Source organism: Flavobacteriales bacterium, from assembly GCA_016124845.1.
Lineage (GTDB): Bacteria > Bacteroidota > Bacteroidia > UBA10329 > UBA10329 > UBA10329.
On sequence record WGMW01000013.1, the window covers coordinates 90,989 to 104,021 of the forward strand.

A 13,033-nucleotide genomic window follows, 5' to 3' on the forward strand; every position below is an offset into this window, starting at 1 on the left:
CGAACGCAAAAATGAGCCAAGTGGTTTTTGACAATCGGACGATCTAACGTCTTTTATGATTTGCGTGTTACGCGTAGCCGTTCTTCAAAGCAAAGCGGATCAATCCTGCAATGTTGTGGATGTCGAGTTTGTTCATCAGGTTGGTGCGGTGGGTGTCAACCGTGCGCGGGCTGATGAAGAGCTTCTCTCCGATCTGCTTGCTGCTCAGCCCTTCGGCAATGAGTGTCAGGATCTCAATTTCCCGTTCGGTGAGTTCCACCTCCACGCCATTCGCATTCTTTTCCACGGCTTTTCCTGCCAGGCTCATGGTCACTTCTTCAGAGAAGACGCGTTCGCCCGAAACAACTTTCCGTATGGCATTGGCAAGTTCATCCTGAGCGATATTCTTGAGCAGGTAGCCGTCCGATCCGCATTCGAGCAATTGCTGCACCATGCCGCGCTCGTTGTGCTGCGTAAGTGAAATGACCTTTACGTTCGGATGATCTTTTTTGATCCTTCGGGTGGCATCCACCCCGTTCATCACAGGCATGTCGAGGTCCATGAGCACAAGGTCGATATCGAAAACCTTTAGAAGGTCAAGCGCCTTTTGGCCATTATCGGCCGTGGCCACACAATCAAAACCATCGATATCGTCCAAAAGGGCTTTGAGGCCGTCAAGAACGATCTGGTGGTCATCAACTAAGATCAATCGGATGTCGCTCATGGTAATGGTATTCTAATGGTTGCGACAGTTCCATGTTCGGGGCTTGGCTCGTAATTCACTTCTCCTTTCAGCGCTTTGGCGCGACTGGAAATATTCATCAATCCGATTCCGTTGCTGTTTTCGGGCGAATCAAATGTAAATCCCTTTCCGTTGTCCTCCACAACCAGAACCAAGTGCGAAGCGGTTTTTAGCAACTGCACCGAGACAGCTTTTGCGTCCGAATGTTTGATGATGTTGTTCACCAGTTCTTGGCAGATGCGGTAAAGGCTCACTTCCAGATTTTCTGGGAATCGTTCCCCTTCCACTTTGTGGTGCTCGAACTCATATTGGATGTCGGTGCTGCCGAGGCTTTTTTCAAGCATGTCCTGCAGCGCAGGGATCAATCCCATATCGCTCAGCACACGTGGCATCATTTGGTGGCTGATGTTCCGTAGTTCGGCAATCGATTCGTTCAGCATGGTGTTCGATTCGCGGTAGCGGCTTTTCAACTCCTCGGAGGGTTCTTCTACCATGGAAAATCCCTTCTGCAATCGAAGGCTCAGTCCCGTAAGCGATTGGACAATTCCATCGTGCAGGTCTTTTGCAATGCGTTTCCGTTCTTCTTCCGTGGCCTGTATCATGGCCTGCAATCCGCGCTCGCGCTCGGCAATAATGGCTGCATCCTTATCGGCCTGTGTTTTTCTTCGGTAAACCTGAAATAGAGCAAAGGCAAGCAATAGAAAGGAGGCCAGCCCGCCAAGAAGTCCGAATATCCATTTGGTGCGGTTTTCGAGTTTCAGCCGCGCTTCGGCCAAGGCGGTTTTCTTGTCTGCTATCTCGCGGTCTTTTTGGGCGGTTCGGTATTGCGTTTCCAATTCTTCAACCTGAAGACTCCGCTCCGCATTCACCAGACTGTCTTTCAGGTTGTCGTAGGCGATCCAGTACGGATAAGCGTCTTCGTGCCGCCCGATTCTTCCAAAAGTTCGGGCCTTGGTGCGGTAAACTTTCCAAAGTAACGACAGGTCTTTGTTCCGCTCGGCCAGTATCTGGGCCGAGTCCAAATAGGCCAGCTCATTCTTCGGGTCACGCAGCTTTTTATAGATTCCCGCAATGTTGTAATAGGTGGATGCATACCCTTCCGAGTTCCCCAGACCCACCTGTATGCTCAGCGCTTGGCGGTAGGCAACCAACGCATCATTGTAGCGGTCCACGCCCGCATAGTTGTCTGCAAGTTCTCGATACGCCCGCGACAGGCCGTAGAGGTCGTTCACCTCTTTGTAAAGCGGGATGGCCGAAAGCACATAATGGATGGAAGAATCGCTGTTGTTGAGGTAGTCTTTGGCGTAAAGCTGCGAGATATTGATGTAGGTGGCCGCAATTCCCGTCTTGTGTCCTGTCTTGAAGCGGATCTTGAGCGCCTGCCGATAGTAGCGCATGCTCTTTTCGATCTGGTTGTCCTCAAAAAGAATGATGCCGATGTTGTTGTAGGTGTTCCCCAACCCCATCAGGTTTCCGATCTGTTCAAACTTCTGCGCTGCGCGGATGTAGTGGTCAATGGCCTTGTCCAGTTCGCCATTGTTCCAATAGATGAGACCGATGTTGTTGAGTGCTCCGCCTTCGGTCTGTAAGTTTCCCCGTTTTCTGGCCTGGTTCAACGCCAGATTGTACCAGTAAAGTGCAGAGTCTGGAATGGACTTTACGTCATAGGCCACGCCAATGCGATTGTACAGCGTTCCGAGGAATTTCTCTTTCTCGTGCGCCTTGGCCCAATCAAGCCCTCGGTTGCCGAAATAAATAGCCGAATCGGGCTGGTTGAACACGTACACCCATATCAGGTCGTTGCACAGCGAATCGCTGAACCCGGAAGAGCTGAGTACGTGGAGCAGGCTGTCCTTTTTCGATTGCCCGTACACCATGGACGGCAACAGAAAAGCGAGCAGCACAAGCGTGCGCAAAATGCGGATCATGCAAATCATAATGTGGGGTTTGAGGTTGATCTGCACCCGTAAAGGAAAGCAATCCTTAAGAATTCCGAACCTACAACGGAATGTTCCCGTGTTTTTTCCGCGGAAGCGTCCGTGCTTTATTCTTCAGCATGGAGAACGCCTTGATCAGCTTTTCACGGGTTTCTGATGGAATGATCACTTCATCCACGTAGCCGCGTTCGGCCGCACGGTATGGATTGGCAAAATGCTCCAGATACTCCTGCTCCCTTTCCTTGAGTTTCGTTTCCGGGTCATCAGCCGCCTGTATTTCATGGCGGAAGATGATCTCCGCAGCACCTTTCGCGCCCATCACCGCAATTTCGGCCGTAGGCCAAGCATAGTTCATATCCGCACCAATGTGCTTGCTGTTCATTACATCGTAAGCACCACCATACGCTTTTCGCGTGATGACGGTAATGCGCGGAACCGTGGCTTCGCTGAACGCGTAAAGCAGTTTGGCCCCGTTGGAGATGATGCCGTTCCACTCCTGATCGGTTCCTGGAAGGAAGCCTGGAACATCTTCAAACACCAAAAGCGGAATATTGAAACAATCGCAGAAACGCACAAAACGCCCACCTTTCTGCGAAGCATGAATATCCAACACACCCGCCAGAACGGCCGGTTGATTGGCCACAATGCCGATGCTCTTCCCTGCCAATCGGGCAAAGCCTACCACAATGTTCTCGGCAAAATCCTTGTGAACCTCCAAGAACGAGCCTTCATCCACCACACCAGCGATCACCTCTTTGATGTCGTAGGGCTGGTTCGGGTTTTCAGGAACAATATCATCAAGTGCAGGTCTCGACTCTTCGCTCGCTTTGTATGGCAGCTGTGGCGATTCCTCTTCGCAGTTCTGCGGCATGTAACTGAGCAACTTCTTGATGTGTTCGATGCAGGCAAGGTCGTTGCCGCACGAGAAATGCGTAACACCCGATTTGGCGGAATGCGCACTCGCTCCGCCCAGTTCCTCCGAGGTAACTTCTTCGTGTGTCACTGTTTTTACCACGTGCGGACCTGTTACGAACATGTAGCTCGAATTCTCCACCATCATTACAAAATCGGTGAGGGCAGGAGAATACACCGCGCCACCTGCGCAAGGCCCCATAATGGCCGAGATCTGTGGAATGACGCCAGAGGCCAACGTGTTGCGATAGAATATATCCGCGTAGCCGCCCAACGAGACCACGCCTTCCTGAATCCGTGCTCCACCAGAGTCATTCAGGCCGATGACGGGCGCACCATTTTCCATGGCCAGATCCATGATGCGGACGATCTTCTTGGCGTGCATTTCGGCCAGGGAACCACCGAAAACCGTGAAATCCTGCGCGAAAACATACACCAGTCGTCCGTTGATGGTTCCGTAACCCGTGATGACGCCATCGCCCAAGAACTTCTGTCTGTCCAGCCCGAACTCTTGCGAACGGTGCGTGACGAACATGCCGATCTCCTCAAAACTGCCTTCATCCATCAACAGCGCAATGCGCTCACGGGCGGTCAACTTGCCTTTGGCATGTTGCGATTCGATGCGTTTCTCACCACCGCCCAGTTGGGCCAGTTCCTGTTTCTCCTTCAGTTCTTTGATGCGTTCTTTCATCTTGCGTTGATTGTAAAGCCGTCAACTTTTTAAAAGTTGACGGCTTTATTAAAATGCACTTTTGAATTGGTCGAGGAAGCGTTTGTCGTTCTCGAAGAACAACCGCAGATCCTTTACTTGGTATTTGAGCATGGCTGTACGCTCAATGCCCATTCCGAAAGCAAACCCGGAATATTCCTCCGGGTCGATGCCGCATGATCTCAGCACGTTCGGGTCCACCATGCCGCAACCCAAAACTTCCAGCCAACCGGTTCCTTTGGTAATGCGATGGTCGGCCTCCGTTTCCAGTCCCCAGTAAACATCCATTTCGGCACTTGGTTCCGTAAACGGGAAGTATGATGGCCGCAAGCGGATTTTTGTTTCGGGGCCGTAGAATTCGCGTGCAAAGTAGAGCAGCGTGTCTTTCATATCCGCAAACGAAACGTTCTTATCAATGTAAAGACCCTCAATTTGATGGAAGATACAATGCGCCCGTGCCGAGATGGCCTCATTTCGGAAAACCCTTCCGGGAGAAATTGTCCTTATTGGTGGTTTCTGACCTTCCATTACACGCACCTGTACCGAAGAAGTGTGCGTGCGCAATGCGAAGTCAGGGTCTTTGGCCACAAAGAACGTGTCCTGCATATCACGTGCGGGATGTTCTGGAGGGAAGTTCAACGCAGAGAAATTATGCCAATCATCCTCGATCTCAGGCCCTTCCGAAACGGTGAATCCGATGCGTTCGAAAATGCCCACTACCTCTCTACGGACCATATTCACAGGATGCCGCGTTCCCATTTCCATCGGGAATGGCGGAACGGTCAGATCCACATCGTCAGAAACCCGTTTTGAATTTGATTTCAGTTCTGCCTGAAGTTCCTTGAATTTGGCCTCAGCCAGATTTTTCAGCTCGTTCAGCTTCTGCCCGAACGCCTTTTTCTGCTCGTTCGGAACGTCTCGAAATGCAGTGAAAAGCTGTGGGATGATTCCCTTCTTGGAAAGGAACTGCAAGCGGAAATTCTCCAGATCGTCTGTGCTGGCAATAACCAGTTCCCGGATCTGTTTCTCGTACTCTTCGAGTTTCTTAAGCATGGCCCAAAAGTAAAACAGGCCGCTGAATTGGCGGCCTGCTTCATTGGATGTTCTATAAATGGTTACTCGCTGATCACGGTCACCTTCATGATGATGTCCTCTACCGGGCGGTCTCCCTGACCCATTAACTCAGGATGGCTGGCGTAAAGTGCCTGTAGCTCTTCTTGCGACAACGATTTCAATGTCTTCACAGCAGCGATCTTATCAACCACGTCCAATCCTTCGATCACCTCTCCGAAAACGGTGTATTGCATGTCAAGATGAGGAGCTCCGCCAACTTCAGCATAAGTTTTGCGTTGCTCATCTGTGTAGGTAATACCCATTCGCTGCTCCATGGACTTGATCATGTCCTCTGAAAATGATCTTCCGTGAACGATGTAGAATTGAGACCCAGATGATTTTCGTTCGGGGTTGATGTTGTCGCCTGTTCTCGCGGCAGCCAAAGCCCCTTTTTTATGAATGAACTTCGGGTTGATCTCGGCAGGTATCAACGGTCGGTTGTCAATTGTGCCCAAGTTGGCATTACCACCCCCCTGAATCATGAATCGATCGATGATGCGATGGAATACCGAGCCATTGTACTTTCCCGAACGGGCCAACTCCAAAAAGTTGTCGCGGTGCAATGGTGTTTCGTTGTAGAGCTTCAGTTTTATATCTCCGTAAGTGGTGCTGATGAGCACAATGGGCTCTTTCTTCTGCTTCTGCGCGAAAGCGCCAACACTCAATAGTGCAACAGAAAGCGTTAAGATCAATTGTTTCATAGTGTTACTCTGGTCTTTTGTTTGTACATTTATGTTTCGGCTGCTAAAAGGCCGTTAAGCGAACGCAAGGCTAACCAAAAAACATTCCAGATGAATACGAAGTTTTCAAGATCGGGTTTCCTTTTTCTACTATTTGTAACGGCAGTAGGTCTATTCTCGTGCGGAAAGCAGAAAACGGCATCCACCACCATCAATGTGGTGGAAGAATATACGGCAACTCAGGGAACCGTGCACAGAACCCGACCGATAGAAGGTGCGGAGGTGAGAATCTATGCCAACCCACCTTCTCAAGTGGATGAAATTTTGGTTTCGGACGCACAGGGCGTGGTCAATTTCACTTACGAGTACGATGCTGTTCTGCTGTGCGATGTATCGTACGAAGGACGGGTGTCCAATGGCAATCCAGTACAATTGGAGCAAGGGAAGACCACTACAAAAACGATTGTTCTTCCTCAGTAAACAGTATTCGGTTAATTTTACGGTTGAAATTGAATACAATGAAACACGCTAAACTTTTACTGCCGCTTATCCTATTGGGTCTGCTCATAGGTTCATCTTCGTGCAAAAAGAACAGAGATGCCAAAGGAATTGTAACGGTGTTGAAGGACTCTGTGAATTTTATCACGGGAGATACGGTGCAGGTGCCGGTGGTGCTGGCCTCCGTACGTTTTTACTCGGAGCAGATCGGGTCGAAGATCGATACGATCATCCTTTCGGGAACAGATGGCAAATCCACCTTTGTTTGGTTCGAGGATGTCATCATCAAGTATGATGTGACCACCTCGCTGGGCAATGCCGATCTTGATAATTACATTATCCTGAAACAGGGAGAAACGGAAGAAAAGACCGTGACCTTCCCTCTCTGATCAGTTCGGCATATCCATTTGTCGGAAATAATCTATCAAAGCCTCTTTCATTAAGAGGCTTTGTTGCGTTGGGTTGAGCCGTGGCAGCTTGGCCAATTCCTTGTAATGCGGCCAGCCGTCCTCATCCATACCTAAATACTCGTAATAGCCGTATTGCATCAGCAGGCGGCAGATGGCAATGTGCATCAGGTCGGTCTTCTCCTGTTTCTTGAAGACGCGATAACCCTGCCCCAGTTCCTGCACGCCTACCAGAAAGATCACCGCGTCAAGGTCAAGCCCATTACCAAAGCGTTCTTCCAAGCGTGTAACCAGTTCGCGCCAATCGCGTTGTATATCAAGGTCATTCATGGCACAAAGTTAGTTAGGGATGCCTCGTATGTTCAAAAAACTATTTTTGCCGAGAGTATGGGGAGGGTTTTAAGGTATTGGATGTTGGCGCTTCTTTTAGCTGCGTCATATTTTGGCTCGGCCACAGATCTCAACAGGCTTGATTCGAAAGACAAGACTGCGGATGACCAGGCAACGATCGATGTTGTATTTGTGATTGACATAAGTGGAAGCACGGGCGGAATCCTTGCATCTGTAAGAAGTAAGTTCTGGGAGATCCAGAACGAGGTGTCACGGCTCGACCCGACACCGAACTACCGCATCGGCATCGTGTGCATGGGCCGCCCCAGTTTCAAGAAGGAGAACAACTATGTCAGCATCATTTCCGACCTCACAGATGATATTGACGCGGCCGCATATCCGTTCTTTCAGATCAAAGATGTAACGGCTCCCGGAAACTACTTCATGGGACACGCGTTGGATGTGGCCATCAACGACATCTCGTGGTCGCAGCATCCCAATTCTGCACGGATGCTGTTCTTGGCCGGCAACGGAAAACCATCGGCCGGGCCGGGTTACAAAAAGGCCGTTCAGGACGCAAAAGACAAGGGCATTGTCATTCATTCCCTATATTTTCTCACCTATTCCAACCAGACCGAACAGGCCGAGTGGAAGTCCATTGCTGAATCAACCGGAGGCGATTTCAACATCATCGGGCTGAAAGAACCCGCCATCGTTCTGGAAAAACCATACGATGGTGCCATGCTTCGCGAAGCAAGCAATATGATCAACACCACCTATGTGTATTATGGGAAGAATGGCCTGGCGCGATATGAGATGCAGGCCGATCTGGATGTAGAAGCGGAGTTGCAGGGAGAGAATCAGGTAGAGGCGCGCACGTTTTTCAAGGCCACGCAACTGTATCAGGGAAAAAATGCGTCTTGGGATCTCATCGATTACATGAACACCGGGGGCGACATCATGAAAGTGAGCATGAAAACCGTGGATGAATCGTTATCGGCCATGACGGATGATGAATACAAAATGCACTTGGCCGAAGTGAACTACGAACGGAAGGAATACATTTCCATCATCAAAATGCTCAGTACACAGCGCGAGGCATTCTTAGAGGAAAAGCGCGAAAAGATGCAGAACTACCGTTTCGGTAAAACATTCTTTGGTGTGGTGAACCGCACAATTGTAAAGACCGCAGAGCGTTACGGTCATACATTATCGTACTGATGAGTTGGCTTGACATTGCATTGGCAATTCCATTGTTCTGGGGACTTTACAAAGGGCTCACCAGCGGCCTCATCATGGAGGTTGCACGGCTTGTTGCACTTATTGCGGGAGTTTATCTCGCAGTTCGTTTTGCACAGGAACTTTCGGAGTATCTCTACAAGAACACGGATCTGACCAACGAATTCCTTCCGATCATCTCTTTCGCCATCATCTTTATCGGGGTGGTGCTGTTGGTACACATGTTTGCCAAGGCTATTGAAGGATTGGCAAAAGCGGTTGCGTTGGGATGGGCAAACAAAGCCGCAGGGGCGGCATTCGGAATATTCAGAATGGCCTTTATCCTGAGCATCTTCATCATGATGCTTACGCGGTTTGAGCTGCTGGATAAGTTCAATCGGGGCGAAACGGCCGAAAAGTCATTTCTCTATTCACCGGTAACGCAATTGGCACCGTTCATTCTTCCTGTTCTGGAGGACATTGACAAGGATTCCATTTTGGATAAATTCGACCGAAAGGTTGACAAGGCGCGCGATGCGGTCCGCGACCTTATCCACGAATAGCCTTGATACCAGGCAGTTCGGTTCCTTCCATGTACTCCAAAAGCGCGCCACCGCCTGTGGAAACATAGCTTACCTGATCGGCAAGGTTGAACTTGTTGATGGCCGCAACCGAATCGCCACCACCAATAAGTGAGAATGCACCATTTTTGGTTGCTTCCGCGATGGAAAGCGCCACGGCTTTTGTTCCATGCTGGAACGATTCCATTTCAAAAACGCCCATCGGTCCGTTCCAAAGGATGGTTTTGGATGCGTTGATCACTTCTGCATAGGTTTTCTCGGTCGCAGGACCGATATCCAATCCTAACCAGCCATCAGGAATGGCATTCGTGTCGCACGTCTGCTTGTTGGCATTGTTGTCAAACGCGTCTCCGGCAACGGTATCTTCTGGAAGCAGAATCTGGACACCTTTTTCCTTTGCATCGGCCAGAATCTGCTTGGCGGTTTCCAAGTAATCGTCTTCAACCAATGAGTTTCCTACACTTCCACCCAACGCTTTGGCAAACGTGTAGCTCATACCGCCACCGATAATGATGTTGTCAACGCGACCGATGAGATTGGTGATGATGGAGATCTTTGAAGAAACCTTCGCACCACCCATAATGGCGGTCAACGGCCTTTCGGCTGAGGTCAGAACCTTATCGATGCTCTCAATTTCCTTCGCCAACAGGTAGCCGAACATCTTGTCTTCTGGGAAGAACTCGGCCACAATCGTTGTGGAAGCATGCGCGCGGTGAGCGGTTCCGAAGGCATCATTCACATACACATCGCCCAATTTGGCCAATTGGCCAGCGAAATCCTTATCGCCCGCCTCTTCCTCTTTATGAAAACGGAGGTTTTCCAGCAGCAGCACATCTCCCGCGCTCAAATTAGCAGCAGCAGTTTCGGCAACTTCCCCCATGCAATCGGAAGCAAAAGCAACCTCAACGCCTAACAACTCAGAAAGGTGAGGGATCAAGTGCTTCAGCGAGAATTTGTTCTCCGGACCGTTTTTAGGTCTGCCCAAGTGGCTCATCAGAATAACGGACCCGCCATCTTTCAATATTTTTTTGATGGTTGGCAACGCGGCCACAATGCGTGTGTCATCGGTAATATTGAAGGCATCATCCAACGGAACGTTGAAATCTACACGGATCAACGCTTTTTTACCGGCAAACGAGAAAGAGTCCATTGTTTTCATGGCCGCAAAAATAGAAATCGCGAATTGCCATTTGGTAAGGGCCAACGTTACGCGAATCATATTTTTGGAACATGATACTTGTTACCGGAGGAACGGGGCTTTTAGGGTCGCATCTACTGCTTAAATTGGTTGAGAACGGGGAGCGCGTGAGGGCGATCTACCGCACGGAGGCCAAGCGCGATTCGGTGATAAGAACCTTTGGCTATTACCATGAAAATCCGCAAAGCATCTGGGAAAAGATAGAGTGGGTAAAAGGCGATGTACTTGATGTGCACAGTTTGGAAGATGCGCTGGAAGGCGTGGAGCAAGTGTATCATTGTGCGGCAGGCGTTACGTTCCTACCTGCCGAGCAGCCGTACATGCACAAGGTGAATGTGGAAGGAACGGCCAATGTCGTGAACCTGTGTTTGGAGTGTGATGGCGTGCGCCTGTGTCATGTCAGTTCGGTGGCGGCCATTGGCCGAGATGGTTCGGAAGAGGTGATCAGCGAGAAGAACGAGTGGAAGGATTCCGATCACAATGCAGCCTACGCGGTAAGCAAGTACCACGCAGAGATGGAGGTTTGGCGCGGTATTGTGGAAGGGCTGGACGCGTTCATGGTCAATCCATCACTCATTATCGGCCCTGGCGATTGGAACGCCAGCACGGGCGCCATGTTCCGAAGAACGTGGAACGGACTGCCTTTCTACACGCGAGGCGGAAACTGTTTCGTGGATGTGTTGGATGTGGCCGAGGTGATGATCCGTTTGATGGCATCGGATGTACGTAACGAGCGCTTCATTGTGGGAGCGGAGAACAGGAAGTTCAAGGAAGTGTTTGAGCGGATTGCAACTCACATGAACAAGAAGTCACCTCGCTTTGAGGCCACGCCTTTGATGACCGAACTCACGTGGCGCGCGGAGAAATTGGTGAGCGCGGTAACTGGTAAAAAGCCGTTCATCACCAAAGAAGTGGCGCATCATGCCATGCAACTGAACCGCTACGACAACAGCAAATTGCTGAAAGCGTTACCGGATTTCAAGTTCAAAGATCTGAATGAAACGCTGGAATTCATTTGCCAGCAGTACGTGAAAGAGGCGACTACTGGTCAGAGTTGACCTCCGATTCCAGCTCCGAAAGCTGTTCCAGCACCTTATCGTAGATCACGTTCATCTCTTCCGTGCGGGTAGAATAGTAGTACAGGCTGCTGTCAAACTCGGTTTTGGTAACTCCGTGAGAAACAAAAATGGACTCGAACATCCGATCATAGTTCAGATTGGCCGAATCGGGTTCGATCACCTTCAGGTTCTGTGCTGTTTCCACCAAGTGCATATCCACCATTACCGAAACCATTTTGTCTTCATCCAGCAGATAATCGGGCTTCTTTTCCGCGTTCTCTTGGCACGAGCCAAACCAAAGGCAGCCAATAACCAATAACCAATAACGACCGTTCATCTGTCAAAGGTCAATCGTTCTCCAAGTTTCGAATCATCCAGCTTGCCGTTGGCGTAGGCCAAATGCCCGTTCACAAAGGTGTGTGTGATGGAAGATTGGAAGGTCGTTCCCTCAAAAATGGACCAGCCGCATTTGTAAAGGATGTTCTCCTTAGAAACCGTCCACGCTTGGTTCGGATTCACCAGCACGAGGTCGGCAGCATAGCCCTCGCGGATGTAGCCACGATTTTCCAACTGAAAGCAGATGGCAGGTGCGTGGCACATTTTCTCCACCATGCGTTCAATGCTGATGGCACCGTTCCGTACGTGTTCCATCATGGCGGGGAGCGCATGTTGCACCAATGGCCCGCCAGACGGTGCCTTCAGGTATTTGTTCTGTTTTTCCTCCCACGTGTGCGGGGCGTGGTCGGTGGCAATAATGTCGATGCGGTCTTCCAGCAGTGCTTTGAAAACACCTTGCCTGTCCGCTTCGGTTTTCACCGCAGGGTTCCATTTCAGCAACGTTCCCTTCGTTTCATACATCGAATCGTTGAAGGTGAGATGATGGATGCACGCCTCGGCCGTGATGCGTTTCTGCGCCAACGGCACCGAATTATCAAAAAGGTGCGTTTCCTTTTCGGTGGAGATGTGCAGAATGTGTAGGCGGGTGTTGTGCTTCTTGGCCAACTCAACGGCCTTGGAAGAGGAAAGGTAACACGCCTCTACGCTTCGGATCTTCGGGTGTTCCGTTATCGGAATATCCTCTCCGAAACGCTCAATGGCCGCTGCCGTGTTGGCGCGGATGGTCGCTTCGTCTTCGCAATGCGTAGCGATCAATAACGGACATTCGGAGAAAATTCCATCCAGCGTAGCTTCATTGTCCACCAGCATGTTTCCGGTTGATGAGCCCATGAAGATCTTTACGCCACAAACGTTCCTGTCATCGGTTTTCAGCACCTCATCCAAATTGTCGTTGGATGCCCCCATGAAGAACGAATAGTTGGCCAACGAGACCTGCGCGGCCCGGTCGTATTTGTCCTGAAGCAATTCCTGCGTCAACGCGTTCGGAACCGTGTTCGGCATTTCCATGTAGCTGGTAATGCCGCCCGCAACCGCTGCGCGCGATTCGGTGAAAAGTTCGCCCTTGTGCGTCAGTCCCGGCTCGCGGAAATGCACTTGGTCATCAATTACGCCCGGAAGGAGAAAAAGCCCGTCTGCGTTGATCTCGGTCACGTTTCCATCTGCAGAGATGTTGTCTCCGATCTTGGCGATCAGTCCGTTCTCAAGAAGCACGTCTTTGTGCTCCTGTTTTCCTTCGTTGACAATGGTGGCTCCTTTGATCAGAAATCGGCTCAT

General features: G+C 50.4%; 14 protein-coding genes. 5 read left to right on the forward strand and 9 right to left on the reverse strand.

Features of this window, described 5'->3' with window-relative positions; translation table 11 throughout:
• Positions 1-67 precede the first annotated feature (67 nt).
• The 5 genes from GC178_06735 to GC178_06755 all read right to left on the reverse strand — a co-directional run bounded on the left by GC178_06735 (position 68) and on the right by GC178_06755 (position 6,093).
• Positions 68-703: a response regulator gene (locus GC178_06735; protein MBI1287259.1), complete on the reverse strand. Its 636-nt coding sequence runs from the start codon at positions 701-703 to the stop codon at positions 68-70.
• Positions 700-2,658, reverse strand: a complete 1,959-nt coding sequence (locus GC178_06740; protein ID MBI1287260.1) for a tetratricopeptide repeat protein — start codon at positions 2,656-2,658, stop codon at positions 700-702. Before GC178_06740 ends, GC178_06735 begins: the two co-directional genes overlap by 4 nt.
• A gap of 61 nt (positions 2,659-2,719) precedes the next feature.
• Entirely contained in the window at positions 2,720-4,261 is a 1,542-nt protein-coding gene (locus GC178_06745; protein ID MBI1287261.1) for a methylmalonyl-CoA carboxyltransferase, read from the reverse strand.
• Between the two features lie 48 nt (positions 4,262-4,309).
• Positions 4,310-5,332 (reverse strand): phenylalanine--tRNA ligase subunit alpha, encoded by a 1,023-nt coding sequence (gene pheS, locus GC178_06750; protein MBI1287262.1) that lies wholly within the window; start codon positions 5,330-5,332, stop codon positions 4,310-4,312.
• 62 nt (positions 5,333-5,394) lie between these two features.
• Entirely contained in the window at positions 5,395-6,093 is a 699-nt protein-coding gene (locus GC178_06755; protein ID MBI1287263.1) for a peptidylprolyl isomerase, read from the reverse strand.
• Positions 6,094-6,183: 90 nt separating this feature from the next.
• Here GC178_06755 and GC178_06760 point away from each other — a divergent pair, with 90 nt between their 5' ends.
• Positions 6,184-6,552, forward strand: coding sequence for a hypothetical protein (locus GC178_06760; protein MBI1287264.1), 369 nt, complete (start codon positions 6,184-6,186; stop codon positions 6,550-6,552).
• 38 nt (positions 6,553-6,590) lie between these two features.
• Positions 6,591-6,959: a hypothetical protein gene (locus tag GC178_06765; GenBank protein MBI1287265.1), complete on the forward strand. Its 369-nt coding sequence runs from the start codon at positions 6,591-6,593 to the stop codon at positions 6,957-6,959.
• Here the strand turns inward: GC178_06765 and GC178_06770 are convergent, their stop codons facing one another.
• Positions 6,960-7,307, reverse strand: a complete 348-nt coding sequence (locus GC178_06770; GenBank protein ID MBI1287266.1) for a hypothetical protein — start codon at positions 7,305-7,307, stop codon at positions 6,960-6,962.
• Positions 7,308-7,364: 57 nt separating this feature from the next.
• Here GC178_06770 and GC178_06775 point away from each other — a divergent pair, with 57 nt between their 5' ends.
• Positions 7,365-8,528: a VWA domain-containing protein gene (locus GC178_06775; GenBank protein ID MBI1287267.1), complete on the forward strand. Its 1,164-nt coding sequence runs from the start codon at positions 7,365-7,367 to the stop codon at positions 8,526-8,528.
• Entirely contained in the window at positions 8,528-9,088 is a 561-nt protein-coding gene (locus GC178_06780) for a hypothetical protein (protein ID MBI1287268.1), read from the forward strand. The genes GC178_06775 and GC178_06780 overlap by 1 nt, the downstream gene beginning before the upstream one ends.
• Here the strand turns inward: GC178_06780 and pgk are convergent.
• Positions 9,075-10,265: a phosphoglycerate kinase gene (pgk, locus tag GC178_06785; GenBank protein ID MBI1287269.1), complete on the reverse strand. Its 1,191-nt coding sequence runs from the start codon at positions 10,263-10,265 to the stop codon at positions 9,075-9,077. The two genes, GC178_06780 and pgk, sit on opposite strands and share 14 nt — an antisense overlap.
• A gap of 71 nt (positions 10,266-10,336) precedes the next feature.
• Here pgk and GC178_06790 point away from each other — a divergent pair, with 71 nt between their 5' ends.
• Positions 10,337-11,362 carry an NAD-dependent epimerase/dehydratase family protein gene (locus GC178_06790; GenBank protein MBI1287270.1) on the forward strand — a complete coding sequence of 342 codons (1,026 nt, stop codon included), beginning with the start codon at positions 10,337-10,339 and terminating at the stop codon, positions 11,360-11,362.
• Here the strand turns inward: GC178_06790 and GC178_06795 are convergent.
• Positions 11,346-11,699 (reverse strand): DUF4296 domain-containing protein, encoded by a 354-nt coding sequence (locus GC178_06795; GenBank protein ID MBI1287271.1) that lies wholly within the window; start codon positions 11,697-11,699, stop codon positions 11,346-11,348. The genes GC178_06790 and GC178_06795 overlap by 17 nt on opposite strands.
• Positions 11,696-13,033 (reverse strand): dihydroorotase, encoded by a 1,338-nt coding sequence (locus GC178_06800; protein MBI1287272.1) that lies wholly within the window; start codon positions 13,031-13,033, stop codon positions 11,696-11,698. The genes GC178_06795 and GC178_06800 overlap by 4 nt, the downstream gene beginning before the upstream one ends.